Source organism: Streptomyces sp. NPDC037401, from assembly GCF_055602345.1.
Genome location: NZ_JBVJWO010000027.1, coordinates 85,118 through 112,055, shown reverse-complemented (window position 1 = coordinate 112,055; position 26,938 = coordinate 85,118). Strand labels below are relative to the sequence as shown.

Annotated in this window: 22 protein-coding genes; 17 read left to right on the top strand and 5 right to left on the bottom strand. The window is 73.3% G+C overall.

Annotated elements, in window-relative coordinates:
- Positions 1-248: 248 nt before the first annotated feature.
- Both ACZ7H1_RS26335 and ACZ7H1_RS26330 read left to right on the top strand, forming a co-directional pair.
- Positions 249-1,616 carry an alkaline phosphatase PhoX gene (locus ACZ7H1_RS26335; protein WP_470790234.1) on the top strand — a complete coding sequence of 456 codons (1,368 nt, stop codon included), beginning with the start codon at positions 249-251 and terminating at the stop codon, positions 1,614-1,616.
- Positions 1,617-1,694: 78 nt separating this feature from the next.
- Entirely contained in the window at positions 1,695-2,609 is a 915-nt protein-coding gene (locus ACZ7H1_RS26330) for a polysaccharide deacetylase family protein (RefSeq protein WP_470790233.1), read from the top strand.
- Between the two features lie 24 nt (positions 2,610-2,633).
- On the opposite strand, the gene ACZ7H1_RS26325 is transcribed toward ACZ7H1_RS26330, so the two are convergent.
- Both ACZ7H1_RS26325 and ACZ7H1_RS26320 read right to left on the bottom strand, forming a co-directional pair.
- Positions 2,634-2,816 carry a hypothetical protein gene (locus ACZ7H1_RS26325; protein ID WP_470790232.1) on the bottom strand — a complete coding sequence of 61 codons (183 nt, stop codon included), beginning with the start codon at positions 2,814-2,816 and terminating at the stop codon, positions 2,634-2,636.
- Positions 2,817-2,862: 46 nt separating this feature from the next.
- Positions 2,863-3,537, bottom strand: coding sequence for an AIM24 family protein (locus tag ACZ7H1_RS26320; RefSeq protein ID WP_470790231.1), 675 nt, complete (start codon positions 3,535-3,537; stop codon positions 2,863-2,865).
- Positions 3,538-3,616: 79 nt separating this feature from the next.
- Between ACZ7H1_RS26320 and ACZ7H1_RS26315 the strand changes: the two genes are divergently transcribed.
- The 4 genes from ACZ7H1_RS26315 (at position 3,617) to ACZ7H1_RS26300 (ending at position 8,610) form a co-directional block, all read left to right on the top strand.
- Entirely contained in the window at positions 3,617-4,324 is a 708-nt protein-coding gene (locus ACZ7H1_RS26315; protein ID WP_470790230.1) for an aminoacyl-tRNA hydrolase, read from the top strand.
- 114 nt (positions 4,325-4,438) lie between these two features.
- Complete coding sequence (locus ACZ7H1_RS26310) at positions 4,439-5,785, top strand: MbnB/TglH/ChrH family RiPP precursor modification enzyme (RefSeq protein ID WP_470790229.1); 1,347 nt, start codon at positions 4,439-4,441, stop codon at positions 5,783-5,785.
- On the top strand, positions 5,782-6,765 hold the full coding sequence (locus ACZ7H1_RS26305; protein WP_470790228.1) for a TIGR04222 domain-containing membrane protein: 984 nt from the start codon (positions 5,782-5,784) through the stop codon (positions 6,763-6,765). Before ACZ7H1_RS26310 ends, ACZ7H1_RS26305 begins: the two co-directional genes overlap by 4 nt.
- 183 nt (positions 6,766-6,948) lie before the next feature.
- Positions 6,949-8,610, top strand: coding sequence for an alpha/beta hydrolase (locus tag ACZ7H1_RS26300; RefSeq protein WP_470790227.1), 1,662 nt, complete (start codon positions 6,949-6,951; stop codon positions 8,608-8,610).
- Positions 8,611-8,719: 109 nt separating this feature from the next.
- Here the strand turns inward: ACZ7H1_RS26300 and hemQ are convergent, their stop codons facing one another.
- Together hemQ and hemG are read right to left on the bottom strand one after the other, a co-directional pair.
- Complete coding sequence (gene hemQ / locus ACZ7H1_RS26295; protein WP_470790226.1) at positions 8,720-9,442, bottom strand: hydrogen peroxide-dependent heme synthase; 723 nt, start codon at positions 9,440-9,442, stop codon at positions 8,720-8,722.
- Positions 9,443-9,446: 4 nt separating this feature from the next.
- Positions 9,447-10,949 (bottom strand): protoporphyrinogen oxidase, encoded by a 1,503-nt coding sequence (gene hemG / locus ACZ7H1_RS26290; protein ID WP_470790225.1) that lies wholly within the window; start codon positions 10,947-10,949, stop codon positions 9,447-9,449.
- 138 nt (positions 10,950-11,087) lie between these two features.
- On the opposite strand from hemG, the gene ACZ7H1_RS26285 reads away from it, so the two are divergent.
- Positions 11,088-12,194 carry a DUF4349 domain-containing protein gene (locus tag ACZ7H1_RS26285; RefSeq protein ID WP_470790224.1) on the top strand — a complete coding sequence of 369 codons (1,107 nt, stop codon included), beginning with the start codon at positions 11,088-11,090 and terminating at the stop codon, positions 12,192-12,194.
- 66 nt (positions 12,195-12,260) lie between these two features.
- On the top strand, positions 12,261-13,673 hold the full coding sequence (locus tag ACZ7H1_RS26280; RefSeq protein ID WP_470790223.1) for an FAD-dependent oxidoreductase: 1,413 nt from the start codon (positions 12,261-12,263) through the stop codon (positions 13,671-13,673).
- Between the two features lie 213 nt (positions 13,674-13,886).
- Here the strand turns inward: ACZ7H1_RS26280 and hemE are convergent, their stop codons facing one another.
- A complete protein-coding gene (gene hemE / locus ACZ7H1_RS26275; protein WP_470790222.1) occupies positions 13,887-14,951 on the bottom strand; it encodes a uroporphyrinogen decarboxylase in 1,065 nt (354 codons plus the stop codon).
- 91 nt (positions 14,952-15,042) lie between these two features.
- On the opposite strand from hemE, the gene ACZ7H1_RS26270 reads away from it, so the two are divergent.
- The 9 genes from ACZ7H1_RS26270 (at position 15,043) to ACZ7H1_RS26230 (ending at position 26,933) form a co-directional block, all read left to right on the top strand.
- Positions 15,043-15,693 (top strand): DUF3000 domain-containing protein, encoded by a 651-nt coding sequence (locus tag ACZ7H1_RS26270; RefSeq protein WP_470790221.1) that lies wholly within the window; start codon positions 15,043-15,045, stop codon positions 15,691-15,693.
- A 335-nt stretch (positions 15,694-16,028) separates the two neighbouring features.
- Complete coding sequence (locus ACZ7H1_RS26265; protein WP_328968043.1) at positions 16,029-16,691, top strand: response regulator transcription factor; 663 nt, start codon at positions 16,029-16,031, stop codon at positions 16,689-16,691.
- A 163-nt stretch (positions 16,692-16,854) separates the two neighbouring features.
- Entirely contained in the window at positions 16,855-18,141 is a 1,287-nt protein-coding gene (locus tag ACZ7H1_RS26260) for an HRDC domain-containing protein (RefSeq protein WP_470790220.1), read from the top strand.
- Positions 18,142-18,286: 145 nt separating this feature from the next.
- Positions 18,287-19,006: an ArsR/SmtB family transcription factor gene (locus ACZ7H1_RS26255; protein WP_470790219.1), complete on the top strand. Its 720-nt coding sequence runs from the start codon at positions 18,287-18,289 to the stop codon at positions 19,004-19,006.
- Positions 19,007-19,118: 112 nt separating this feature from the next.
- Entirely contained in the window at positions 19,119-20,066 is a 948-nt protein-coding gene (locus ACZ7H1_RS26250) for a DMT family transporter (protein WP_470790218.1), read from the top strand.
- 135 nt (positions 20,067-20,201) lie between these two features.
- Positions 20,202-21,428 carry a thiolase family protein gene (locus ACZ7H1_RS26245; protein ID WP_470790217.1) on the top strand — a complete coding sequence of 409 codons (1,227 nt, stop codon included), beginning with the start codon at positions 20,202-20,204 and terminating at the stop codon, positions 21,426-21,428.
- Positions 21,425-23,554, top strand: coding sequence for a 3-hydroxyacyl-CoA dehydrogenase NAD-binding domain-containing protein (locus tag ACZ7H1_RS26240; RefSeq protein ID WP_470790216.1), 2,130 nt, complete (start codon positions 21,425-21,427; stop codon positions 23,552-23,554). The genes ACZ7H1_RS26245 and ACZ7H1_RS26240 overlap by 4 nt, the downstream gene beginning before the upstream one ends.
- A gap of 295 nt (positions 23,555-23,849) precedes the next feature.
- The gene (locus ACZ7H1_RS26235; protein ID WP_470790215.1) at positions 23,850-24,713 is read left to right on the top strand and encodes a phage baseplate protein; all 864 of its coding nucleotides are present in this window, start codon (positions 23,850-23,852) and stop codon (positions 24,711-24,713) included.
- A 225-nt stretch (positions 24,714-24,938) separates the two neighbouring features.
- Complete coding sequence (locus tag ACZ7H1_RS26230; protein ID WP_470790214.1) at positions 24,939-26,933, top strand: hypothetical protein; 1,995 nt, start codon at positions 24,939-24,941, stop codon at positions 26,931-26,933.
- Positions 26,934-26,938: the final 5 nt, after the last annotated feature.

Below are 26,938 nucleotides of genomic sequence, written 5' to 3'. Positions count from 1 at the left end.
CCCCCCCCCCCCCCCCCCCCCCCCCCCCCCCCCCCCCCCCCCCCCCCCCCCCCCCCCCCCCCCCCCCCCCCCCCCCCCCCCCCCCCCGCCACCCCATCGCCCTGTGCCGCAGCCCCGTGCGACATGCGGGGCACTGCGGCACGCGTCGTTCCCTGCGCCGTACACGCGTGGTACCAATGCGGGTTCCCTTTCCTGTCCTCATCCCGTGGGCCTCGGCCGCGGGAGGTGCCCCCGCAGGGAGTTGCCTCATGTCCGCAACAAGACGCCAGATCCTCTCCGGTACGGGCGCGGTCGCCGCCGTCGCCTTCACCGGCGCACTCGCCGAGCTCTTCGCCGGGACGGCGAGCTCCGCACCGCAGGGCCTGGGCACGGGCGGCTACGGACCGCTCGTACCGGACCCCGCCGGACTGCTGGACCTGCCCCGCGGCTTCCGGTACCGCGTGCTCTCGCGCACCGGCGACCCGATGCGCTCGGGCGAGGGACCGGTCCCCCAGAACTGCGACGGCATGGCGGCCTTCCGCGCGGACCGCGGCCGGGTGCGGCTGGTGCGCAACCACGAGAACCGCGCGACCGCCGAGCTGAGGGTCCCCGCCGTCACGGGGCTGACGTACGACCCGGCCGCCAAGGGCGGGTGCACGGTGCTGGAGCTCGACGCACGGAACAACGTCACACGTGAACGTGTAGGCGTGGCCGGTACCGCGGTGAACTGCGCGGGCGGCCCGACGCCCTGGGGCACCTGGCTGACCTGCGAGGAGACCGAGGACAAGGCCGGCACGGCGGGCTACACCAAGGACCACGGCTTCGTCTTCGAGGTCGACCCCGCCGACCCGCGCCGCTCGGGCGCCGTCCCGCTGGCCGCGATGGGCCGCTTCGCCCACGAGGCCGTCGCCGTCGACCCGCACACCGGAATCGTGTACGAGACCGAGGACGCGTTCGTCCGCCCCTTCGGGCTGTTCTACCGCTTCCTGCCCGACCGGCCGCGCGGCGGACCCGGGTCGCTGCGCGCGGGGGGCGCCCTGGAGGCCATGCGCGTCCCCGGCGTCCCCGACCTGTCCGCCGTACGGGAGCCCGGCACGCACTTCCCCGTCGAGTGGGTGCCCGTACCCGACCCGCTCGCCGTCACCACCCCCATCCGGCTCCAGGACTTCGGCCCGGCCGGCATCACGCACGCCCAGAAGCTCGAGGGCTGCTACTGGGGCGGCGGCGCGGTGTACTTCGTCTCCAGCTTCGCCCGCAGCCGGGAGGGCTCGGCCGGCGACCACTTCGGCCAGGTGTGGAAGTACGAGCCCCGGCGCGCCCGGCTCACCCTGGTCGTCGCCTTCGGCCCGGCCAGCGACCTCCGGCTGCCCGGCGAGTCCCCCGACAACATCTGCCTCGCCCCCGGCGGCGGCCTGATGGTGTGCGAGGACGGCGACGGCGCCCAGCACGTGTACGGCGTGACGCGGCGCGGCGAGGTGTACGCGGTGGCCCGCAACGCCCAGAACCTGGGCAGCCCCGAGGCCCCGGAGTGGGGAGAGTTCGCGGGCGTCACCTTCTCCCCCGACGGTGCGGTGATGTATGTGAACTGCTACACCCCCGGGACGACGTTCGCGGTCACCGGCCCCTGGCGGCGCTGACCCGCGGGGCACACGTACGCTTGCCACATAGTCATATATGTTTCCCGCGTGACCATTTCCGTACGAAAAGTAGCCGTCGTGGCTACTCTCGGTGCTGCTCTCGCGGGATGCGGGGGCGGCACCGGTCCGGCGCAGACCCCGGCGGACCGGGCTCCCCGGGCCGCGACGGCCGGCGGCCCGGCAGGGAGCCCCGCCGCCGGCGCCTCCCCCCGGCACACGGGCCCGCAGGCCACGGCGCCGCAGCAGACCGCCCCGCCGCAGAGCGCCCCGCCGCGGGCGGCCGAAGCCGCCAAGCCGCCCACGCTGGCCCCCGGGCCCGCCGGGCTCACCCCCGTCTTCGAACGGGCCCTGGGCACGGCGGACAAGACGGTCGCCCTGACCTTCGACGCCGACATGACCGCCGACCAGGGTCCGCGCGCCGCCCGCGGCGAGCGCTTCGACAATCCGCAACTGATCGCCGCCCTGCGGCAGCTGAAGGTGCCGTCGACGGTGTTCATGACCGGCCGGTGGGCCGAGGAGTACCCGGACCAGGCCCGGACCATCGGCACCGATCCGAACTTCGAGATCGCGAACCACTCCTACAGCCACTACGCCTTCAAGAGCCCCTGCTACGGCCTGCCCGCGCTCGACGGCGCCGCCGCCCGCGCCGACGTCGACCGGGCCTTCGAGGCCTTCCGCAAGGCCGGGGCCCGCCACGTCGTCCCGTACTTCCGCTTCCCCGGCGGCTGCTACGACGACGACGCACTGCGCGCCCTGTCCACGGCCAAGGTCACAGCCGTGCAGTGGGACGTGGTCAGCGGCGACGCCTTCGCGAAGGACGGCGCGGCGGTCGCCGAGCAGGTCATCGACGGGGTCCGGCCCGGCTCGGTCGTCGTCATGCACTGCACCCGCAGCGCCGCGCCGGTCACCGAGCAGGCGATCCGGCGGATCGTGCCGGAGCTGCGCAAGCGCGGCTACCGCTTCGTGAAGGTGTCCGAGCTCATCGGGAAGTGACGCCCGCGCGCCCCGCGGCCGGGCTCAGCCCGAGCACGCGGTGCGCTGGGCGTCCTGCCACTCGCACACCGGGCACAGCACCACGCCCGGGGTCGCCGTCCCGTATTCGGTGGGCTTCCCGCACTCCAGGCAGTCGGCGTACGGCGGTCCGTCCGCGGGCGCGGCGGGGGCGGCCGGGGCGGGACAGTACGACTGGTCTTCGTCCATGCGTACGAGCGTACTCAGGCCGCGGCGGCGGCCCGCACCGGTCGGTTCAGCTGGTCGCCGCCTTCTCGGTCAGCTCGCTCGGGCGGACGATGACGAAGCCCTCGCCCTGGAGCATCAGCTGTACGGCTTCCCCGGAGCCGCCGCGGAGCATCGAGCCCACCGACTGGGAGCGGTGCAGGCCGGTGGTGAGCTGGGCGCTCCAGCCGACGACCGCGTCGGTGTCGACGTACACGGGGAGCTGCGGGGTGACGGGGATGATGATCGGGTTGCCGTCACAGATCACGCCGAGCTTGCCGTGGCCCGTGAAGACGCTGTTGAAGAGCCCGCCGCCGGTCATGCCGGCGCCCTTGACCGTCTTTATCTCGTAGGAGAGCGTCGGGTCGAAGCACAGGACGTTGCGGCCGTTGATGGTGAGCGCGTCGCCGTGCTCGATGTCGATGATGAAGCAGTTGGCGGCCTCGTGGGCGAACCACGCCTCGCCCTGCCCGCGGACCGCCATCAGCGGCAGGCCCTCGCCGGTGACGGCGCGCTTGAGCATCCCGCCGATGCCCTGGCCCTTGCGTTCGAACTGCAGGCTGCCGCGGTACGCGATCATCGAGCCCTGGCGGGCCAGCATTTCACCGTTGACGGTGTATTTGACGGACTTGGCGTTCTGCAGGGTCATCCCCGGTGCGGTGGCCTGCTGGGCCAGGTTCTCGGAGGCAAAGAGGTCGCTCTTCATCCTGTGATCCTCGCCCGGGACGGGCGCCGCGGGCATCCTCCTGAAGTCTGAAGCTCGCTGCGCTGGCAGACTTGGCCGGATGAGCAGTCAGGACATGAGAGCCGGCTTCCGGGACGAGGCACCGCAGTTCGTCCTGCCGCTGGTGGTACGGATCGAGAAGACGGAACCGCCGGCGCGCACGGACGCCCTGGAGACCGCGGCGCGGGCGGTGCTGGTGCTGCTCGCCGACGAGCGGGCGCACGGCGAGGGCGAGTGGGCCGAGGCGGTGCGCAACTGGCAGGATGCGCGGATCCGCAAGGTGGTGCGGCGGGCGCGCGGCGCCGAGTGGCGCAAGGCGGGAACACTGCCGGGTGTCACCGTGCACGGTGACATGTCACAGGTGCGGGTGTTCCCTCCGGTCCCGCTGGACGGCTGGCCGAAGGAGCTGGCGAAGCTCCAGGTGTCCGGTACGGACCTCGACGACCCGGAGCCGGCCGGTCCGCCCGGGGACGGGGTCCCGGTCCTGTGGCTCAATCCGGACCTGGAGATGTCCGCGGGCAAGGCGATGGCCCAGGCCGGGCACGGCGCCCAGCTCGCGTGGTGGGAGCTGACCGGCGCCGAGCGCTCCCGCTGGCGGGAGTCCGGTTTCCGGCTGGCCGTGCGCACCGCCCCGCGCGAGCGGTGGGCGGAGCTTTCGGGCAGCGGCCTGCCGGTGGTGCGGGACGCCGGCTTCACGGAGATCGCACCCGGTTCCTGCACGGTGGTGGCCGACCACCCGGCGCTGCGCCGACGGCTGCGGGCGGCGTGATCCGCGCCGCCGCGGCGGAACCTCAAATGTTCCTCTGAACGTCCCCCTTCCTGGATTCACCGGGTGCCGGCGGGGTCATCACACCGGCACACGGAATCGGGGGAGGTACGACACATGAAGCCCATGGACCGCCTGGGGGTGGGGATCGGCTGGCGGCCGGAGATCGCGGAGGCGGTCGAGCGGCTGCCCGGCCTCGACTGGGTCGAGGCCGTGGCCGAGAACCTCTGCCCCGGCCATCTGCCCGAGTCCCTGCTGCGCCTGCGCGCGCGGGGCACGGTCGTCGTCCCGCACGGCGTCTCGCTCGGCCTCGGCGGCGCGGACCGGCCCGACCCGGCGCGCCTGGCGGACCTCGCCGAGCGCGCGGTGGCGCTGGACGCGCCGCTGGTCACGGAGCACATCGCGTTCGTCCGGGCGGGAGGGGAACTGACCGCCTCCTCCCGTCTGGAGGCCGGTCACCTGCTGCCGGTCCCGCGGACGCGGGACGCGCTGGACGTGCTGTGCGACAACGTCCGCATCGCCCAGGACGCCCTTCCGGTGCCGCTGGCGCTGGAGAACATCGCGGCGCTGGTCTGCTGGCCCGGCGAGGAGCTGACGGAGGGGCAGTTCCTCGCGGAGCTGGTGGAGCGCACCGGCGTACGGCTGCTCGTCGACGTGGCGAACCTGCACACGAACCGCGTGAACCGCGGGGAGGACCCGCTCGCCGTGCTGGACGCGCTGCCGCCGGACGCCCTGGCGTACGTCCACGTCGCCGGCGGCGTCGAGCGCAACGGCGTGTGGCACGACACCCACTCCCACCCGGTGCCGCGCGAGGTGCTGGACCTGCTGTCCGCGCTCGGGGAGCGGATGGATCCGCCGGGGGTGCTGCTGGAGCGCGACGACGCGTTCCCGCCGGAAGCGGAGCTGGCCGCCGAACTGACCGCGATCCGCGCCGCACTGCCCGCGGCCGCGCCCGCCGCCAGGCCCGCCGCCCCGCTCACCGCCGCCGCCCCCACGGCCCCGCTCACCGCCGACACCGGCACCGAGCCCGCCGCCGGCACCGGCACCGAGGCCGCGCGGGCCCGGCTCGGAGTGGCCCAGGCGGCCCTGCTCTCGGCGCTCGTCGCCGGGACCCCGGTCCCCGAGGGCTTCGACCCCCGGCGGGTAGGGGTCCAGGCCCGCGCGCTCGCCGCCAAGCGCGCCGAGGTGGTCGCCAAGGTCGCCCCCGAGCTGCCCGTCCTCCTGGGCGACGGCTACCGGGACGCCTTCCTCGGCTACGCCCGCACCCGCCCCCTCACCGGCGGCTACCGCCGCGACGCGCTCGACTTCGCCGAGCACCTGCTCGTCGGCGGCCTGCCGCAGGATCCCGCAGCCCGCCGTGACCTCACCCACTGGTGGCAGGACCGGACCGGCCCCAGACCGCCCGGACGCGTCCGCCGCATGCACCGCCGGGCCCGTACGCTCGTCGGGAGGTGGACGCGATGACCGTCCTCGCCGTGGTCCTGTGGGCGGCCATCGCCGCCTCGACCCTCGTCCTCGCGATCGGCATCACCCGGTCCCGGGCCGTCGCCGGCCCGCTCCCGCCGCTCCACGACCTGAGCGAGGCCGCCTTCCTCGCGGGCGGCCCGCGGCTGGTCGTCGACACCGCCATCGTCGGCCTCTGCTACGACGGCCGGATGATGATCGGAGGACCCGGCATCGTCCAGGTCCGCCCCGGCACCCACAACGCCGACCCCGCCGAGCGGGTCGTGCTCGGCGTGCACGCCGAGGGTCCGAACGGCTCCCTGGAGCTGCTGCGGAGCACCGCGATGGCACACCCGGTGATCCAGGAGACCGGCGACGTGCTGGCGGCCCGCGGGCTGCTGGCCGCACCCGGCAGCGGTGGCGCATGGAAGCGCCGCGCCACCGTGCAGCTGGTGGGATGCCTGCTGCTGCTCCCGCTGTCCTTCGCCGTGACGGTCGTACGGGCCGCCTCGGCGGGCCCGCTCCCGTCCTCGGCCCTGCTGTTCTTCTTCATGGTGGCGCCGGCCGGGTTCGCCGGGGCGTTGGCGGCCGCGCTGCTGCGCGCCGCGGCCGTACGGCGGATCACCCCGGCGGGCCGGCAGGCCCTGAACGCGTACCGCATCGCGCACATGAGCTCACCCGACCCGCGGGTGCAGGTCGCGCTGTTCGGCACCCGCCAGGTGCCGGACCCACTGCTGCGGGTGCATCGCGCGGGCCCTCCGTTGCCGGCCGCCGCGGCGGGCCCGGGCAGCCCGCCGCACCACTCCGACACGGCCGCGGCGGCCATGGTGGTGTGGTGCGCCACCAGCGACTCCGGACACAGCTGCGGCAGCGCGAGCTGCGGCGGGCCGTCGGGGTCGTCGGGCTGCGGCGGATCCTCGGGGTCGAGCTGCGGCAGCAGCTCGTCGGGATCCGGCTGCGGCAGCAGTTCCTCCGGGTCCGGCTGCGGCAGCAGCTCCTGATGCCGCAGCCGGACCCGGCGCACCCCGGCACCCGCCGCCGCGGTCCGTCCGGGGCAGGTCCGTACGGGCGACGGTCCGCGCGCAAAGGGGTCACCGGCCCCCGACACCCGCGGCCGTTCCTTTACATCACCTGACATTCACTCAAACATCCCTGTTCTCAGATGATCTGACGAGAGGCCGGGGATGCGGAAGCGCGAACGTCGCGGGGCCGGCGCCACGGCCCTGCCGGTGCCGGTGTCCCTGGCCCTGGTCCTCTCGCTGGCCCTCGCGCTCGGCGCCCCCGCCCGGGCGGCGGACGCCGCCGGCCCCGCCGGGCAGACCGCCGCGGAGCGGGCCGGCACCGAAGCGGCCGCCCGCCGGGCGGCCGCCGCCGGCCTCGTCTTCGGCTCCTGCCCCGCCTCCGAGGAGCTGCCCGCCCGGGTCCGCTGCGCGCTGCTGCGGGTGCCCCTCGACTACGCCGCCCCCGGCGGGCGGCAGATCACGCTGGCCGTCAGCCGGGTCCCGGCCACCGGACCGCGCTCCGGGCGGCAGGGCTCCCTCGTCTACAACCCGGGCGGCCCCGGGGGCTCCGGCATGTACTTCCCGGCCCTGGGCGGACTCCCGGCGTGGCGGCGCGTCGCGGCGGCCTACGACCTGGTCGGTTACGCCCCGCGCGGGGTCGGGCGGTCCGCGCCGCTGTCCTGCCAGGAGCCGGCCCGGTTCGCGAAGGCGCCCACCCAGGTCCAGACCCACCCGACCGCGGCGCACAAGAAGACGCGGATCACGGAGGCGCAGGCGTACGCCCGCGGCTGCGCCCGGCGCGCGGGCGCGGCCCTGCGCCACTACACGACGCTGAACAACGCCCGCGACCTCGACGTGCTGCGGGCCGCGCTGGGCGACCGGAAGCTGAACTTCGCGGGGGCGTCGTACGGCACGTACTTCGGTGCGGTGTACGCGACCCTCTTCCCCGGGCGGGTGCGGCGGATGGTCTTCGACTCGGCGGTCAACCCCGACCCGCGGCGGGTCTGGTACGGCAACAACCTCGACCAGTCGCTCGCCTTCGAGCGGCGCTGGCTGGACTTCCGTACCTGGGCGGCCCGGCACCACGCCTCCTACGGGCTGGGCACCACCGCGCGTGCCGTCCAGGGGAGTTACGAGAAGGTGCGGGCGGCCGTGGCGCGCAGGCCGGCCGGCGGGCTGGTCGGCACGGGCGAACTCCAGTCGGCTTACCTCACGACGGCGTACGACGACGACTCCTGGGCCCCGCGGGCCGCGGCGCTCGGCGCCTTCCTCCGCGGGAATCCGTTTCCGCTCGTCGCACAGGCCGCGCCGGACCCGGACACGGCGGCCGCGGACGAGAACGCGATGGCCGTCTACACGGCGGTGCTGTGCAACGACGCGCCCTGGCCGGCCGACTGGCGGACCTGGGACCGGGACAACACCGCCCTGGCGCGCCGGGCGCCGTTCGAGACCTGGGGCAACGTCTGGACGAACCTGCCGTGCGCCTCCTGGCCCGCCGGGCCCCGGCAGCGGCCGGTGGACGTCCGCACCCGGGCGGGGGCGCTCCCGCACACCCTGATCGTGGCGGCGGAACGCGACGCGGCGACCCCGTACGCCGGGGCGCTCGAACTGCAGCGGAGACTGCACGGCTCCGCGCTCGTCACCGAGGTGCGTGCGGGCGCCCACGGGGTCGCGGGCGGTCGGAACGCCTGTGTGGACCGGCACGTGGAGCGGTACCTGCTCACCGGTCACATTGCAGGGTGGCGTGTCACATGTGCGCCGCATCCGGAGCCCGCACCGGTGTCGCTGGACCACCGGGCGGCAGCACTCTCGCAGGGCAAGGGCGTGCTGCCGCCGGGCGTCTGAACTTCCGGGCGGGGTCCGGCTGCGTCGTTTCGGGGGCAGGGCCTCCCGATCCGCCGGAGGCCACCCCGTGTCACGAGTGGTCCTCCGGCCCGTCCCCCCAGGGGAGGTCTCAGGCGAGTCCTGCCACCAGGTCGGCGACGGACTTGCGGCGGCCGGTGAAGAAGGGGACCTCTTCCCGGACGTGCATGCGGGCCTCGGAGGCGCGCAGGTGGCGCATGAGGTCCACGATGCGGTGGAGCTCGTCCGCCTCGAAGGCGAGCAGCCACTCGTAGTCGCCGAGCGAGAAGGAGGCGACGGTGTTGGCGCGGACGTCCGGGAAGCCGCGGGCCATCTTGCCGTGGTCCGCGAGCATCCGGCGGCGGTCCTCGTCGGGGAGCAGGTACCAGTCGTACGAGCGCACGAACGGGTACACGCTGACGTAGTCGCGGGCCACCTCGTCGGCCAGGAAGGCCGGGATGTGGGACTTGTTGAACTCGGCGGGGCGGTGCAGGGCCATGTTGGACCACACCGGCTCCAGCGCGCGGCCCAGCTTGGTGCGGCGGAAGAGGTTGTAGGCGTCCTGCAGCTCGTCGGAGGTCTCCGCGTGCCACCAGATCATCACGTCGGCGTCGGCGCGCAGACCGGAGAGGTCGTACGTGCCGCGGACGGTGACGTCCTTGTCCGCGAGCCGGTCGAACAGCTCCTGCACCTCGTCGGCGTAGCCGGCGCGGACCGTGCCGTCGTCGGGGAGCACGTCGCGGAGCTTGAAGACAGACCACAGGGTGTAGCGGATGACCTCGTTGAGGTCCTTGGCCTTCTTCCCTGCGTTGGGGATCTTCTCAGGTGCAGTCATGTTCCTATTGTCCCGTGTCCGAATCCGTGCTCTTCGCCAGGGTGCCCAAGATCCCGTCCGCCGCGGTCCACGCGCTCCCGATCACGGCCGGGACACCCACGCCGTCGTAGAGTGCACCGCACACTTCGAGTCCCGGCAGAGCGGCCACGGCGGCCCGGATGCGGGCGACCCGGGCCAGGTGGCCGACCGGGTACTGGGGCAGTCCGCCGTCCCATCGGGTGACGGCGGAGGCGACCGGCCGGGCGGCCAGGCCCACGGCCTCGCCGAGGTCCTTGAGGGAGACCTCGACCAGCCCGGCGTCCTCCCGCTTCAGGTCGCCCTCGTCGCCGTGCCGCCCCACCGACGTGCGCAGCAGGAACAGCTCCGGGTCGTCCTGGCCGACCCAGCCCCACTTGTTGCTGGAGAAGGTGGACGCCTTGATGGTGCGCCCGTCCACGGGCGGTACGAGGAAGCCGCTGCCGGCGCCGGGAGCGGTGAGCGCGCCGGGCAGGCCGGAGCGCCGGAAGGCCATGGTGACCAGCGCCATCGAGGCGTACTCCACGGTCCGCAGCTCCGCGGCGGCGGCCGGGGCGGCCCCTGCCAGCAGCCGGGCGGCGGGCCCGGCGGGGGTGGCGAGCACCACGGCGTCGGCGTCCAGGACCTCGCCCGACCCGGTCACCGCCCGCCAGCCGTCCGCGGTCCGCAGCAGCTCGCGCACCTCGGTGCCGGTGCGCAGGTCGGCCCCGGCGGCGCGGCACGCCCCGGCCACGGCGAGCGGCAGCCGGCCGATGCCGCCGGCGATGCCCTGGAAGACGGGCCCGGCGGCCTGCGGGGCGGCGGCGGCCGCGCGCTGGATTTCGCGCACCCCCTCGCCGAGGGTGCGGTGGGTGCGGGCGGCCTCGAAGAGCCCGGGCACGGCGGCGCGCATCGAGATGCGGTAGGCGTCGCCGGCGTACACCCCGCCGAGCAGCGGTTCGACGAGCCGGTCGACGACCTCGCGGCCGAGGCGGGCGGCGACGTACTCGCCCACGGCGATGTCCTCGCCGACCTCGGTGGCGGGGAGTTCGGCGTCGCGGGCGGTGCGGCGCAGGCCTTCGTCCGTCAGGACACCGGAGGCGGCGAGCGGGCCGAGGTCGCCGGGGACGCCCATGACGTGTCCGGTGGGCATGGGGCGCAGCGCGCCGCGCGTCCACAGCGTGGCGGTGGCGGTGGCGGGCGGCTGGAGCGCGTCACCGAGGCCGACGGCGCGGGCGAGCGCGACGGCTTCGGGGCGGCGGGCGAGCAGGGACTCGGCGCCGAGGTCGACCGGGGCACCGGCGAGTTCACCGGCGTACAGCTTTCCGCCGAGGCGGCCCGAGGCCTCCAGCAGGGTCACCCGGGCGCCGGAGCCGAGCAGCCGGTGGGCGGCGGCGAGACCGGCGACGCCGCCGCCGATCACGAGCACGCGCCGGCCGCGGCCGCCCTGGCCGGCACCGCCGCTGCGGCCGTCCATGCCCGCCCGCTCCGCACTCGTGTCCGCTTCTCGCATGGGTTCATCGTCTCATTTCCCGTAACGAGGCCTGAACGTGACCGGTTCGGGACCGCAGGACGGCAACCCCGGGCGGGGGACGGCACGTCCAACCAGCACCAGCACGCATCGAGCACGAACACACCTCGGGGGCAGCCCATGCGAACAACGCGCACCACCCGGCCCACCGGCGAGCGCACCCTTCGGCAGAGCACCGCACGACGGCGTACGGCAACCGCCCTCGCGGGCCTGTCGCTCGCGGCGGCGCTCGCGCTCACCGGCTGCAGCGCCGGCTCGAACGACTTGTCGGGCAAGGCCGACGCGGGGGCGGCGGCGCCGGAGGCGGCCGACCAGGCCGACCGGGCCGGCGCCCCTGGGGCGAAGGGCTCGGCGGCCGTGGCGCCCGGCACGGCGGCCGCCAGGCCGCCGGCCGTACGCGCCCACATCATCCGGACGGCCTCGCTCGGGATCGAGGCGAAGAGCGCGCAGAGCGCGCTCGCGGCGGCGCGGCGGACGGCGGTGGACGCGGGCGGGTACGTGGGCAACGAGTCCACGCACCGGGACGGGGCCGGCGGCATGGTCTCGGAGCTGACCCTGCGGGTGCCGACCGAGCGCTTCGACGGCGTGCTGGGCTCGCTGGAGGGCAGCGGGAAGCTGCTGAACCGCAAGGTCGACGCGCAGGACGTCACCAAGCAGGTGGTGGACGTCGAGAGCCGGATCAAATCGCAGCAGGCCAGCGTGGTGCGGGTGCGGGAGATGATGGAGCGGGCCTCGGCGCTGAGCGATGTGGTCATGCTGGAAGGGGAACTGAGCAGGCGTCAGTCGGAGCTGGAGGCGCTGCTCGCGCAGCAGGAGTCGCTCAAGGACCGGACCGCGCTGGCGACGATCACCCTGTCGATCTCCGAGCCCGCACCGGTGGAGGTGGAGGAGAAGGAGGCCGAACCCGGCTTCACGGACGCGCTGTCGGGCGGCTGGTCGGTGCTCGTGGCCGTGGCGCGGTGGATCACGCTGGTGTTCGGCGCGCTGCTGCCGTTCCTCGTGACGGCCGGGCTGCTGCTGGTCCTGTGGGTTCCGGCCCGGCGGGTGTACCGCAGGCTGCGGCTGGCGAAGCAGGAGCCCGCGGTACGGGTGACCGGGCCGGACGCTGCCGCCGCTCCCGCTCCGCCGCAGGCGCCGGTGCCCGTCCAGGCGGGACCCCACGGCGCGTCCGGGGCTGCGCCCGACGCGGACGGCGAGGGCGCCCCCCGGGCCGTCCCCGGGGACTGAACCGCCGGACCGTCGTAGCTTGGGTCCCCCAGGAGTACGGCGGGCGGCGGAGGGACGGGACGGCGGATGGCAGCGGAACGACTGGTGGTCGTCGGGGGCGATGCGGCGGGCATGTCCGCCGCATCGCAGGCGCGGCGGCTCAAGGGGGCCGGTGAACTGGAGATCGTGGCATTTGAACGGTCACATTTCACCTCGTACTCCGCGTGCGGGATCCCGTACTGGATCGGCGGGGCGGTGCCCGCCCGGGACGACCTGATCGCCCGTACCCCCGAGGAGCACCGGGCCCGCGGGATCGACCTGCGGACCCGGACCGAGGTGGTGGAGCTGGACGTGCCGGGCGGTCGCGTCCGCGCCCGCGATCTGGACTCCGGTGCCGAGTCCTGGACGGGCTTCGACAAGCTGGTGCTGGCCACCGGCGCGCGCCCGGTGCGCCCCCGGCTCCCCGGGATCGGCGCGCGCGGCGTCCACGGGGTGCAGACCCTGGACGACGGGCAGGCCCTGCTGGAGACGCTGGAGACGGTGGAGAAACCGGAGGGCCGGGAGCGGCACGAGGGCCCGCGGCGCGCGGTCGTGGTCGGCGCCGGGTACATCGGCGTCGAGATGGCCGAGGCGCTCGTGGGCCGGGGCTACGAGGTCACCGTCCTGCACCGCGGCGAGCAGCCCATGGCGACCCTCGACCCGGACATGGGCGGCCTGGTGCACACCGCGATGAACGCGATGGGCATCCGGACCGTGGCCGGCGCCGAGGCGACGGGGATCCTGACCGACGACGCGGGCCGCGCGCGGGCCGTGACCACCGCGGACGGGCGGGAGTACCCGGCGGACGTGGTGGTCCTCGGCATCGGCGTCGAGCCGCGCACCGCGCTGGCCCGGGCCGCCGGGCTGCCGCTCGGCGACACGGGCGGCCTGCTGACCGACCTGTCGATGCGGGTACGGGGCCACGGGAACGTCTGGGCGGGCGGCGACTGCGTCGAGGTGCTGGACCTGGTCTCCGGACGCACGCGGCACATCCCGCTGGGCACCCACGCCAACAAGCACGGCCAGGTGATCGGTTCGGGGGTGGGCGGCGGCTACGCCACCTTCCCCGGGGTGGTGGGCACGGCCGTCAGCAAGGTCTGCGACCTGGAGATCGCGCGCACCGGGCTGCGGGAGAAGGACGCCCTGGCGGTCGGGCTGCGCTTCGTGACGGCCACGATCCGCTCGACGAACACCGCGGGCTACTACCCCGGCGCGGCGGAGATGACGGTCAAGATACTGGCCGAGCGGCGCACCGGGCGGCTGCTGGGCGTGCAGATCGTCGGCGGCCCGGGGTCGGCCAAGCGCGTGGACATCGCGGCGGTGGCGCTGACGGCGGGGATGACGGTGGAGCAGGTGGTGGCGCTGGACCTGGGCTACGCCCCGCCGTTCTCGCCGGTCTGGGACCCGGTCCTGGTCGCCGCCCGCAAGGCCGTGTCGGCGGTGCGGGCCGCGGGGGTCTGACCTCTGCGGGACCGTCCCCTGCCCGCCCTTCCCCCGTTCCCCGGGCTCCGACCGGACCGGGACCGGCGCTCCGCGCCGGTGCGCTCAAACGCCGCGCGGGCCGGAATTCGCTGCGCGAATCCGGCCTCGCCGGCGTTTGAGGCGCGGGGTCCGGGGCGGAGCCCCGGTTTCGGGAAGGGGCGGGGTGGGGGCGCCCCGCGGGGTCCCGGACCGCTAGCGCTGCGTCTTGGTGTGGACGTAGTCCACGAGGCGGGTCAGGGCCTCGGGGTCGGTGGTCGGCAGGACGCCGTGGCCGAGGTTGAAGACGTGGCCCTCCAGCCCGGCCGCGGCCGCGAGGACCTCGTCCGTCTTGGCCTCGACGGCCTCCCGGGTGGAGAAGAGCACGGCCGGGTCCAGGTTGCCCTGGAGCGCCTTGCCCGGGCCGACCCGGCGGGCGGCCTCGTCCAGCGGGATGCGCCAGTCGACGCCGACGACGTCCGCGCCCGCCTCGCCCATCAGGCCGAGCAGTTCGCCGGTGCCGACGCCGAAGTGGATGCGCGGGACGCCGTACGACGCGACGGACTCGAAGACCTTCGCGGACGCCGGCATCACCGAGCGGCGGTAGTCGGCCGGGGCGAGCGCGCCGACCCAGGAGTCGAAGAGCTGCACCGCGGAGACGCCAGCCTCGATCTGCACCTTGAGGAAGGCGGAGGTGATCTCGGCGAGGCGGTCCAGCAGGTCGGCCCACAGCTGCGGGTCGCCGTACATGAGCGCCTTGGTGTGCTCGTGGTTGCGCGACGGTCCGCCCTCGACGAGGTAGCTCGCGAGGGTGAAAGGCGCACCGGCGAAGCCGATCAACGGCGTGCCGCCGAGTTCACCCGTGAGCATGCCGATCGCCTCGGTGACGTACGAGACGTCCTCGGGGGTGAGGTCGCGCAGCTGTGCGAGGTCCTCGCGGCGGCGGATCGGCTGGGCGACGACCGGGCCGATGCCCGGCTTGATGTCCAGGTCGATGCCGATGGCCTTGAGCGGGACCACGATGTCGCTGAAGAAGATCGCCGCGTCGACGTTGTGGCGGCGCACGGGCTGCAGCGTGATCTCGGTGACCAGGTCGGGCCGCATGCAGGACTCCAGCATCGCGGTGCCCTCGCGGACCTTGCGGTACTCGGGGAGTGAGCGCCCCGCCTGGCGCATGAACCACACCGGCGTGTGCGGGACCGGCTCGCGCCGGCACGCCTTGAGGAAGGCGGAATCGTACGTCTGGCTCGGCTGGCCCTTGGGGCTGTCGTTGGCACTCACGACCCAAATCTTCGCACGTATGAAGAAGTGGCCGCCCCGGGCCGGGTGTCCCTGCGCTGAACGGGGCCTTCTTCCGCCTAGTCTTCCCCGCATGGCTGCGGCTCAGGGACGATTTTCAGATGGCGCTGACGGTACGGACAGCGTGAAGGAGAGCTCCGTCCCGCTCCCGTTCCGGCGGGCGGTCGACGGCTTGAGGAAAGCGCGCCTGCGCCCGGGGATCGAGATCGACCCCACCAGGCCGCCGCAGCGGCTCGCGCCGCACGCGTACGCGCTGGAGGCGGCGGTCGTGGAGGGCGAGGACGACCTCGCCGACGGCCGGCTCATCCTCCTGCACGACCCGGCCGGGCACGACGCCTGGCACGGCACTTTCCGGCTGGTGACGCTCGTACGGGCGGAACTGGAGCCGGAGATGGCCGCGGACCCCCTCCTGCCGGAGGTCTGCTGGTCGTGGCTGACGGGGGCGCTGGACGCACGCGGGCTGGCGTACGGCGAGGCGAGCGGGACCGTGACGCGGGCGAGCTCGCACTACTTCGGCGGGCTGTCGGAGCGCAGGCCGGCGACGCAGATCGAGATCCGCGCCTCCTGGACGCCGCGCGAGGGCACGGGCGGGGTCCCGGACACGGCGGCCCACCTGTCGGCGTGGTGCGAATTGCTGTGCCAGGTGGCGGGGCTGCCGCCGGCCGGGCCCGCGGACACGGCCGTGGTCTCCCTGCCACAGCGGCGCGGCCCGCACCACCCGTAGGGAAGGCTTCACGCAGACCGAGGCGGCCTCGCGCGGCCTCACGCGGACCCGGGCGGACGCCCACCGGATCACCCAGACCACCCGACATGTCGGAAATGGTCGGTGGCGGACCAATGAAGCCCGTAACGGAGCGTCAAAACGACACGACCGTTACGGGCTTCCGATCACCACCTGATCGATCGCGTGTCCGAATTGCCCGAATTGTTACTCACCAAATCGTGATCATTCCCTAAAGCCGGGTGGGTGACGTGCCGAAGGAGTCAGTGACCATCCGCACGGTTCGCACCGGCTTCTTCCCCGAGCCGGCCGTCCCGCCACTCCCCCAGGAGGCCTAGGTGTCCGTTCTTCTCGAGCAGCCCGCAAGCCTGGTCGCCTACCGCCCGAACAAGCCGACGGCCATGGTCGTCGTGGCCGACCCGCGCGTCCGTTCCACCGTGACCCGCCATCTGTGGGCCCTCGGAGTCCGTGACGTGATCGAGGCGTCGTCCATCGCGGAGGCCCGTCCCCGCGTCGGCAACCCGCGCGACATCTGCGTGGCCGACGTCCACCTGCCCGACGGTTCCGGTCTCACCCTGCTCTCCGAGACCAGGGCGGCGGGCTGGCCGAACGGCCTGGCCCTCTCCGCCGCCGACGACATCGGCGCGGTCCGCAACGCCCTCGCGGGCGGGGTCAAGGGCTACGTCGTCACCGGCACCCGCACCAACATCGGGCTGCCGAGCCGGCCCGGCGCCGCCCCCATCGGGTCGGCCGCCGCCCGTATGCACCGCCGCCCCCCGGGTGCCCCGAGCCACCCGGGCGGCTACCGGGAGCTCTCCGGCCGCGAGGTCGAGGTCCTGCGCCTCGTGGCCGAGGGCCAGTCCAACAAGGCCATCGGAGTCTCGATGGGCCTGTCCGCCCTCACCGTCAAGTCCCACCTCGCCCGGATCGCCCGCAAGCTGGGCACCGGGGACCGCGCCGGCATGGTGGCGGTCGCCCTGCGCACGGGGATCATCCACTGAACCGGGGACCTGCCTGAGCCGGGGCCCGGCCCCCGGCAGGGCAGGCCGGTCCGGCCCTCTCGAACGGCCGGAATACACACGGCGACAGCCGTACATACCGATCACGCCCGTCGACGGAACGTTCCGGCGACGGGCGCGTCGTTTGCACGGATACCCTTGACAGGTGACCGACGCCCAAGAGACCGCAGCAGAACTGCGCACCACCACCGGGGGCGGCCCCCCGGACGACGCCGTTGTTCAGTCCGACGGGCTGCCGATTCCGTTGCTCGAGCCCCGCGAGGGGATCCCCCCGGTGGTCGCCGACGAGGAAGCCCTCGCCCAGGTGATCGCGGCCTTCGCCGCGGGCACCGGACCCGTCGCCGTCGACGCCGAACGCGCCTCCGGCTACCGCTACGGCCAGCGCGCCTACCTGGTGCAGCTGCGCCGCGAAGGCGCCGGATCCGCTCTCGTCGACCCGGTCGGCTGCCCCGATCTGTCCGGACTGGGCGAGGCCCTGTCCGGCACCGAGTGGATTCTGCACGCCGCGACCCAGGACCTGCCGTGCCTGCGCGAAATAGGCATGGTTCCCACCTCCCTGTTCGACACCGAACTGGCGGGACGGCTGGCCGGCTTCCCGCGCGTCGGACTGGGCGCGATGGTCGAGAGCGTGCTCGGCTACGCCCTGGAGAAGGGCCACTCCGCCGTCGACTGGTCCACCCGTCCGCTGCCCGAGCCCTGGCTGCGCTACGCCGCGCTGGACGTCGAGCTGCTGGTGGACCTGCGCGACGCGCTGGAGAAGGAGCTGGACCGGCAGGGGAAGCTGGAGTGGGCCCGGCAGGAGTTCGACGCCATCGCCGCCGCCCCGCCCGCCCCGCCCCGCAAGGATCCGTGGCGCCGTACCTCCGGGATGCACAAGGTGCGCCGGCGCCGGCAGATGGCGGTCGTACGGGAACTGTGGACCGCGCGCGACCGCATCGCCCAGCGGCGTGACGTGTCACCCGGCAAGGTGCTCGGTGACGCGGCCATCGTGGAAGCCGCCCTGGCGCTCCCCCTGAACGTGCACGCCCTGTCCGCGCTCCCCGGCTACGGGCAGCGGGTGGGACGGCGCCAGCTGGACCAGTGGATGACCGCGATCGACCGGGCCAGGGCGCTGCCGGAGAACGAGCTGCCGCAGCCCGGCCAGACCCCGGCCGGGCCGCCGCCGCCGCGCTCCTGGGCGGACAAGGACCCGCTCGCCGCGGCCCGGCTGTCGGCGGCCCGCGCCGCCGTGTCCGCGCTCGCGGAGGACCTGCACCTGCCGCAGGAGAACCTGATCACGCCGGACACCGTCCGCCGGCTGTGCTGGGAGCCGCCCGCGCGGGTGGACCCGGACACCGTCACCGAGGCCCTGGTCTCGTACGGCGCCCGCCCGTGGCAGGTCGAGCAGGTCACCCCCGTGCTGGTGACGGCGCTGACGACCGCGTCCGCCTGACGCGACGCACACCCCGTGCCCCCGGCCCCGCGGCCGGGGGCACGCGCGTTCTCCCGTACGCCCGCACCCCCGGCCCCATCCGGGGCGGGGCAGCGCGGGGACGGTGCGGCGGGCGCCGAAGCATCCGTGGCACAGGATGGGTCTCATGAACGCTGCCGCCGCCACACGCCCCGGGCACCGGCTCGCCGCCTTCGCCGGGCTGCTCGCCGACGAGACCCGCGCCGCCTTCTGCCTGGCCCTGCTGGACGGCCGCGCCTGGACCGCCGGGGAGCTCGCCCGGTACGCCTCGGTCGCCGCCTCCACCGCCAGCGAGCACCTGAGCAAGCTCGTCGAGGGCGGGATCCTGACCGAGGAGCGCCAGGGCAGGCACCGGTACGTGCGGCTCGCCGGGCCGCGGGTCGCCCAGCTCGTGGAGGACCTCGCGGGGCACGCCGAGCCGCCGCAGCAGGCGCCCGGCAGCCTGCGCGAGGCGAGCGTGCGCAGCGCGCTGGCCCGCGGCCGCACCTGCTACGACCACCTCGCCGGGCGGCTCGGCATCGCGGTGACCGACGCGCTGACGGAGCGGGCGCTGCTGCGCCAGGACACCGGTTTCGCGCTGACGGACGCGGGGCTCGCGTGGTTCGGGGAGCAGGGCATCGCGCTGCCGCGCGGCGGGCGGCGGCCGCTGGCCCGCGGCTGTCTGGACTGGACCGAGCGGCGCCCGCACCTCGCGGGGGCGGCCGGGGCGGCGCTGTGCCGGCACGCGCTGGAGCGCGGATGGTGCGTGCGGATCGGGTCGGAGCGGGCGGTGAGGGTGACCCCCGAGGGCGAGCGCGCGCTGCACGGGCTGCTGGGCATCGATGCCGAACGCGCGATCCTCCGGTGAGAACAGGCGTGATCCGGTGAGATCCGGTGAGATCCGGTGAGATCCGGTGAGGGATATTGGGTGGGGGATATTTCGGTGGGGGCCGAACGGTCCCGGCCCTAACGTCGGACGCATGACCGCCCCCACTCCCGCTCCCGGCGGCGCCCCCGTCGCCCGGGGCTCCCGTGCTCCCCGCGGCTCCCGCGCCGCCGTGGCCGCCGCAGCCGTCACCGTCGTGCTGTGGGCCTCCGCATTCGTGTCGATCCGCAGCGCGGGCGCGGCGTACTCGCCCGGCGCCCTGGCCCTCGGCCGGCTCCTCACCGCCTCCCTCGCCCTCGGGGCGGTCTGCCTGGCGCGCCGCACCGGGCTCCCGCCGCGCGCCGCGTGGCCGGGGATCGCCGCCTCGGGGCTGCTGTGGTTCGGCGCCTACATGGTCCTGCTCAACTGGGGCGAGCGGGAGGTCGACGCCGGTACGGCCGCCATGGTCGTCAACGTCGGGCCGCTGCTCATCGCCCTGCTCGGGGCCCGGCTGCTCGGCGAGGGGCTGCCGCGCCCGCTGCTCGCCGGCATGGCGGTGTCGTTCGCCGGGGCGGTGGTCGTCGGGCTGTCCACCGCCCCCGCCTCCTCCGGGCCGGGGGGCGGCGTGCAGGCCTCGCCGCTGGGCGTGGTGCTCTGCCTGCTGGCCGCCGTTGCGTACGCCGGCGGGGTGGTCTGCCAGAAGCCGGCGCTGCGCCACGCCGGCGCGCTCCAGGTGACCGCGTACGGCTGCGCCGTCGGGACCGTCGCCTGCCTGCCCTTCGCCGGGCAGCTCGTGGAGGAGGCCGCGCGGGCTCCGCTGCCGGCGACGCTGAACATGGTCTACCTCGGCCTCTTCCCGACCGCGCTCGCCTTCACGACCTGGGCGTTCGCGCTGGCGCGCACCACGGCGGGCCGGATGGGCGCCACGACGTACGTGGTGCCGGCGCTGGTCGTGCTGATGTCCTGGGCGGTGCTGGACGAGGTGCCGGCCCTGCTGACGCTGGTCGGCGGGGCGGTGTGCCTGGCCGGAGTGGCCGTCTCGCGCCGGGGCTCCGGAGTGTGACCTTCACCGCTCCTCGGGGAGGGGGTGTGCACATTGGTTACCCGCAAGTAGCATGGTCGAGGTGAGCGCGCGCTCAGCAGGATGAGGCGCGACGCCGCGCAGCAGTGCCACCCCGCACCCTGGAGGAGAGCCATCGTGCCTCGTACCGTCAGGGACGTCGTCTTCGTCGACGGCGTCCGCACCCCGTTCGGCAAGGCGGGCCCGAAGGGCATCTACCACGAGACCCGTGCCGACGACCTCGTCGTGAAGGCGATCCGGGAGCTGCTGCGCCGCAACCCGGACCTCGACCCGAAGAAGATCGACGAGGTCGCGATCGCCGCCACCACGCAGATCGGCGACCAGGGTCTGACGCTCGGCCGCACGGCCGGGATCCTGGCCGGGCTGCCCCAGTCCGTGCCCGGCTACTCCATCGACCGCATGTGCGCCGGCGCGCTGACCGCCGTGACCGCGGTCGCGGGAGGCGTGGCCTTCGGTGCGTACGACGTCGCCCTCGCCGGCGGTGTCGAGCACATGGGCCGCCACCCCATGGGCGAGGGCGTGGACCCGAACCCGCGCTTCGTCTCGGAGAAGCTGGTCGACGAGTCCGCCCTGTTCATGGGCATGACCGCCGAGAACCTGCACGACCGGTACCCGACGATCACCAAGCAGCGCGCCGACGAGTACGCCGTGCGCTCTCAGGAGAAGGCCGCCAAGGCCTACGCCGACGGCAAGATCCAGCAGGACCTGGTCCCGATCTCGGTGCGCAACACCAACGAGGCCGCGGGCGAGACGGGCTGGGGCCTGGTCACCACCGACGAGCCGATGCGCCCGGGCACCACGCTGGAGAACCTGGCGAACCTGAAGACCCCGTTCCGTACGCACGGCCGGGTCACCGCGGGCAACGCCGCCGGTCTCAACGACGGTGCCACCGCCGCGATCATCGCGTCCGAGGACTTCGCCCGCGAGAACAACCTCCCGGTCAAGATGCGCCTCGTCTCGTACTCCTTCGCGGGTGTCGAGCCGGAGGTCATGGGCTACGGCCCGATCCCGGCCACGGAGAAGGCCCTGGCCCAGGCCGGCCTGACGATCGACGACATCGGTCTCTTCGAGGTCAACGAGGCCTTCGCCGTGCAGGTGCTGGCCTTCCTGGAGCACTACGGCATCGCCGACGACGACGCCCGCGTGAACCAGTACGGCGGCGCCATCGCCTTCGGTCACCCGCTGGCCTCCTCCGGCGTGCGCCTGATGACGCAGCTGGCCCGCCAGTTCGAGGAGCAGCCGCACGTCCGCTACGGCCTGACCACCATGTGCGTCGGCTTCGGCATGGGCGCCACGGTCATCTGGGAGAACCCGAACTTCAACGCCGAGGGAGACTCCAAGTGAGCACCACCGCTGAGCTCCTGAAGGGCGCGGCCGAGCTGTTCCCGGACGAGGTCGTCACGTCCGCGCACGTCCGCCACCTGGACCTGCCGTTCGGCGCCGGGCGCTTCGCGCTCATCACGCTGGACAACGGCTTCGACCACACCAAGCCGACCACCTTCGGCCCGCAGTCCCTCGCCAACCTGAACGCGGCGATCGACCAGGTCGAGCAGGAGGCCACCGCCGGCACCATCGTCGGCGCGGGCATCACCGGCAAGCCGTTCATCTTCGCGGTCGGCGCCGACCTCAAGGGTGTCGAGCTGCTGAAGAAGCACGACGAGGCGCTCGCCATCGGCAAGGGCGGCCACGACGTCTTCAAGCGCCTCTCCGCGCTGGCCGTCCCGACCTTCGCGTACTACAACGGTGCGGCGATGGGCGGCGGCGTCGAGGTCGGTCTGCACTGCAGCTACCGCACCGTCTCGAAGGCGATCCCGGCCTTCTCGCTGCCCGAGGTCTTCCTCGGCCTGGTTCCCGGCTGGGGCGGCTGCGCCATCCTGCCGAACCTGATCGGCGCCGAGCGCGCGGTCTCGGTCATCATCGAGAACTCGCTCAACCAGAACCGCCAGCTCAAGGGCAAGCAGGTCTTCGAGCTCGGCATCGCCGACGCGATCTTCGAGGGCGCGGACTTCCTGGAGCAGTCGCTCCTGTGGACCGCGAACGTCCTGAACGGCACCACCGAGGTCGTCCGTGCGGAGATCGACCGCGGCGAGGCCTGGGACGCGGCCGTCGCCAAGGGCCGCTTCATCGCGGACTCCAAGGTGCACGGCGCCGCTCCGGCCGCGTACCGGGCGCTGGACATCATCGCCGCGGCCAAGGACGGCGACCTCCAGGCCGGCTTCGACGCCGAGGACACGGCCCTGGCGGACCTCATCATGGGCGGCGAGCTGCGCTCCGGCATCTACGCCTTCAACCTGGTCCAGAAGCGCGCCAAGCGCCCGGCCGGCGCCCCGGACAAGTCCCTTGCCCGTCCGGTCACCAAGGTCGGCGTCGTCGGCGCGGGCCTGATGGCCTCGCAGCTGGCGCTGCTGTTCCTGCGCCGCCTGGAGGTGCCGGTGGTCCTCACCGACATCGACCAGGAGCGCGTGGACAAGGGTGTGGGCTACGTCCACGCCGAGATCCAGAAGCTGCTCGGCAAGGGCCGCATCAACCAGGACAAGGCCAACCGCCTGACCGCCCTGGTGACCGGTGTCCTGGACAAGGCCGCGGGCTTCGCGGACGCGGACTTCATCATCGAGGCCGTGTTCGAGGAGATGTCCGTCAAGCAGAAGGTGTTCGCGGAGGTCGAGGCGGTCGCCCCGGCGCACGCGATCCTCGCCACCAACACCTCTTCGCTGTCGGTGTCCGAGATGGCCTCGAAGCTCCAGCACCCGGAGCGCGTGGTCGGCTTCCACTTCTTCAACCCCGTCGCGATCCTCCCGCTGCTGGAGATCGTCCGCGGCGAGCAGACGGACGACGCCTCGCTGGCCACGGCCTTCGGCGTCGCCAAGAAGCTGAAGAAGACCGCGGTCCTCACCAAGGACGCCCCGGCGTTCGTCGTGAACCGCATCCTGACCCGCTTCATGGGCGAGATCCAGAACGTCATCGACGAGGGCACCCCGGTGGTCACGGCGGAGAAGGCCATCGAGCCGCTCGGCCTGCCGATGTCCCCGCTGGTCCTCCTGGAGCTCGTCGGCCCGGCCATCGGCCTGCACGTCTCCGAGACCCTGAACCGCGCCTTCCCGGAGCGCTTCACGGTCTCCCCCAACCTCGCGGCGGTCGTCAAGGCCGGCAAGCGCGGCTTCTACGTCTACGATTCCGGCAAGCCGGAGCTGGACCCCGAGGTCGCCGCCCTCCTGGTGCAGGGCGACAGCGTCCTGACCGAGGAGCAGGTCCGCGACCGCGTCCTGGACGCGGTGGCTCAGGAGATCGGCCTGATGCTGGAGGAGGGTGTCGTGGCCGAGGCCCAGGACATCGACCTCTGCCTCATCACGGGCGCCGGCTGGCCCTTCCACCTGGGCGGCATCACGCCGTACCTGGACCGCGAAGGCGTCTCGGAGCGCGTGAACGGCAAGCGCTTCCTGGCCCCGGGCCTCGCGAGCGTCCCGGCCTAGTCGCCACCGGCGGGTCCTGCCCGCCACGGCACGCACGACTGCTGCCCGCCCCCGTCACGGGGGCGGGCAGCAGTCGTTTGCGCGCGGATGACAGAATGCGCACATGAGTTCGCGCACATCTGCCACAGGAAATGCCCCCACGAGCCGCCGCACTTTCTTGTGGACAGGCGGCGCCGCGCTGGCGGGACTGGCCGGCGGCGGACTCATTTCCACGGCCCTCCGCGAGGAGGAAGAAGAAAAGCCCGAGGATTTCGGAAGCCGGGTCGGGGAATTCAATATCGCGCAGGATTCGGAATTGCTGCGACCCAGCTCGCTCTACAACAAAACCGGTCCGCAGTCCTTTGCATTCGACGACGTAAACGGATTCATATACACGCTCCAGCTCGTACAGGGCGGAATTCGACTGCCCGACGAATCGGACAAGCTCGGCACCGCCGCCCGCCGCCGGAATGGCGACATGTGCGTCACCCGGCTCGGCCCCACCGGGAAAATCCTCGGCTACATGTACCTGCGCGGATTCGGCCACGGAATATCCCTCGGCGTCGAGCCCGCCGGCCGCAAGACGTACCTGTGGGTCGAGGGCCGGGCCTCCGGCGCGAGCGGGTACGGGCGCTCGGTGACCCGGGTGCCGTTCCGCGACGGCGAGATGCTCGACAGCTCCGACCCCGCCGTGCGCCACCAGGAACCGCTCCCGGGCGCCGCGGCCACGCACCCCGCACTGGACCTCGAACAGGGCCGTGTGCTGGTCAGCCACCGCGAGGGCAGCGAACACCGCTACGCGATCTACCGGATGGACACGTTCCGCAAGGGCGGGCACGGGCCGCTGCACGAGTTCGCCGACGTGTGGCAGCGGGACGGCGAGTCCTTCCAGGGCTGCGCCCTGCACGGCGACTACGTCTACCAGCTGACCGGCAGCCCCTACACCGACGAGGAGGGCGAGAATCCGCCGTCCGACGGAGGCAATACGTACGTCTCGGCCATCGACGTGCGGACGGGGCGGCCGGCCGGGCGCCAGCTCGTGACGGCGGCGCCCGGCCTGGAGTTCCGGGAACCGGAGGGAATCGCGGTCAGCGTGACCGACCGGCCGCAGCTGTGCATCGGATTCTCCGTCAAGGCGGGCGACAGGCGAAAACTCACTGTGTATCGCTTCACACACTGAACGGCGGAACCGCCCGGCACCCATCGCCCCACCGTAGCCGGGCGGGCACGCAGCGTGACATTTGATTGCGCGCAGATCACATAACGGTCAGCCGTTGATTACCTGGCCCCGCCACGTTTGCCGGCCGTTTCCCCCCGGTCTATTCACCGGTTCAGCGGGGGCGACTTTGATGCCTATACTACTGCGGCACTTAACAAGATCCTTACAGCCAGGAGGCCACGCCGCATGGGCAGGCAAAGCCGTCAGGCAGCGCTCGGTGTTCTCATCACCTGCGCCCTGGTGCTCAGCTTCCTCGGCATGATGGCCGCGGTGGCCATCGCCTCACTTCCGATCTTCGTGTACTCGGCGGCGGTGAGCTACGGCGCCGACCTGATGCTGCACAGCGCGGAGTCCTCGACGCTGGACCGGCTGCGCGACTCGCGCTTCGGTCTGACGATGCGCTTCCTCATCCGGCAGTTCCTGCTGCTGGCCCTGTGCGGCTCGATCGCGGAGCTCGACTCCTTCGTCGCGAAGATGGCCTCGCTGGGCCTGCTGCTGCTGTTCGTACTGCAGCTGACGTACGGCGCCATCCTGAAGAAGGTCCGCAGCAAGCGCGCCGAGCTCCCGTTCACCACCCGCGGGCTCGACATGGAGCTGCTGGGCATCCGGCGCATGCCGCACCCGTTCCTCACGGACAAGCACGTCCGCAAGATGCTCCACCTGGACGTGCCGCTGGTCGGCGGCGCGCTGGGCACCATCGCCACGGACGACTGGCGCTTCGTGACCTTCGGGTCCATCGCCACGGTCTGGATCGCCTTCGTGGCCGTCCTTGTCCTGCTCCCCGGCGCGTGGAACGCCCTGCTGCTGCCCACCCCGGACGAGGCCCTCGACGAGCTCAACCGCCAGCTCGACGGATACCGCCCCCAGGTGGCCCTGTACTTCACCTTCGCCGCCGTCTCCCGGGACTTCATGTACCAGGTGAACATGTGGCTGGAGGCCCTGGAGGCGCTCGACCTGCGGCCCATCATCGTGCTGCGCGAGCGCGCCACCCTGCGGTACCTCGACGCGACCTCGGTGCCGGTCATCTGCGTGCCGAAGGCGGACAACCTCGCCCGGGTCGAGATGCCCGAGCTGCGCGTCGCCCTCTACCCCGGCAACGCCGGCAAGAACGTGCACATGCTCCAGCGCGCCGAGGTCAAGCACGTCTTCATCGGCCACGGCGACAGCGACAAGCTCGCCAGCAGCAACCGCGTCAGCAAGGTCTTCGACGAGATCTGGGTGGCCGGCCGGGCCGGCCGCGACCGCTACGAGCGCATCAAGCACGCCGTCACGCCCCGCCAGATCGTCGAGGTCGGCCGTCCCCAGCTGATGACCCTGCACCACTGGACGGGCAAGGTCGCGGGCAAGATCCCGACCGTCATCTACGCCCCCACCTGGGAGGGCTGGACCGACGACGCCTGCTACACCTCGGTCATCCCGGCGGGCGAGAAGCTGATCCGCACCCTGCTCGACCACGAGCAGGAGATCCGCATCATCTACAAGCCCCACCCGCTGACCGGCACCCGCTCCGCCGCGGCAGGCGCCGCGCACCGGCGCATCATCCAGCTCCTCGAAGAGGACAACACCGAACGTTTCGGGCGCAACCTCGCCGACTCGAAGACCGCGGCCCGCAAGCTGGCCCGGATCGACAAGCGGATCGCCGACCTGTCCGAGCGCGGCGTCCGGTCCAAGTACCCGGACCTCTCGGAAGAGGAGCGGACCGCCCGCATCCGCGGCAGCCGCAACCAGGCCGGCTCGCTCTACTGGGAATCGCTGCCCGACTCCGCGCACCACGTGGTGATCGAGCGCATTCCCGCCCTCTACGACTGCTTCAACCACTCCGATCTGCTCATCGGTGACATGTCGAGCGTCGTGTCCGACTTCGTCGCGACCCGGAAGCCGTACGCCATCTTCAACCTCGAAGGGCTGCCGGACACCGAATTCCGCAACGAACAGCGGACGGCGTACGCCTCGTACCTGCTCGACGGGGACTGCGGCGGACTCGATGCGGCCATCGACGCGATGCTCAAGCCTCAGAACGACGTCATGGCGCAGTACCGCGAACAGTTGAAGGAATATCTGCTCGGCAAGGATTACCCGCCGTCGACCGTCCGTTTCAACAACGCGGCGAACGACCTCTACCGGCGGGGACTGCAGGACTTTCCCATCGAGTATCCGGAGCAGCCGCGCCTCCCGGCGTGAGCCCT

Coding starts and splice junctions, on each gene's coding strand:
- ACZ7H1_RS26335 (WP_470790234.1), top strand. CDS start 249: ATGTCCGCAACAAGACGCCAGATCCTCTCCGGTACGGGCGCGGTCGCC.
- ACZ7H1_RS26325 (WP_470790232.1), bottom strand. CDS start 2,816: ATGGACGAAGACCAGTCGTACTGTCCCGCCCCGGCCGCCCCCGCCGCG.
- ACZ7H1_RS26320 (WP_470790231.1), bottom strand. CDS start 3,537: ATGAAGAGCGACCTCTTTGCCTCCGAGAACCTGGCCCAGCAGGCCACC.
- ACZ7H1_RS26315 (WP_470790230.1), top strand. CDS start 3,617: ATGAGCAGTCAGGACATGAGAGCCGGCTTCCGGGACGAGGCACCGCAG.
- ACZ7H1_RS26310 (WP_470790229.1), top strand. CDS start 4,439: ATGAAGCCCATGGACCGCCTGGGGGTGGGGATCGGCTGGCGGCCGGAG.
- ACZ7H1_RS26305 (WP_470790228.1), top strand. CDS start 5,782: ATGACCGTCCTCGCCGTGGTCCTGTGGGCGGCCATCGCCGCCTCGACC.
- ACZ7H1_RS26300 (WP_470790227.1), top strand. CDS start 6,949: ATGCGGAAGCGCGAACGTCGCGGGGCCGGCGCCACGGCCCTGCCGGTG.
- hemQ (WP_470790226.1), bottom strand. CDS start 9,442: ATGACTGCACCTGAGAAGATCCCCAACGCAGGGAAGAAGGCCAAGGAC.
- hemG (WP_470790225.1), bottom strand. CDS start 10,949: ATGCGAGAAGCGGACACGAGTGCGGAGCGGGCGGGCATGGACGGCCGC.
- ACZ7H1_RS26285 (WP_470790224.1), top strand. CDS start 11,088: ATGCGAACAACGCGCACCACCCGGCCCACCGGCGAGCGCACCCTTCGG.
- ACZ7H1_RS26280 (WP_470790223.1), top strand. CDS start 12,261: ATGGCAGCGGAACGACTGGTGGTCGTCGGGGGCGATGCGGCGGGCATG.
- ACZ7H1_RS26270 (WP_470790221.1), top strand. CDS start 15,043: ATGGCTGCGGCTCAGGGACGATTTTCAGATGGCGCTGACGGTACGGAC.
- ACZ7H1_RS26255 (WP_470790219.1), top strand. CDS start 18,287: ATGAACGCTGCCGCCGCCACACGCCCCGGGCACCGGCTCGCCGCCTTC.
- ACZ7H1_RS26250 (WP_470790218.1), top strand. CDS start 19,119: ATGACCGCCCCCACTCCCGCTCCCGGCGGCGCCCCCGTCGCCCGGGGC.
- ACZ7H1_RS26230 (WP_470790214.1), top strand. CDS start 24,939: ATGGGCAGGCAAAGCCGTCAGGCAGCGCTCGGTGTTCTCATCACCTGC.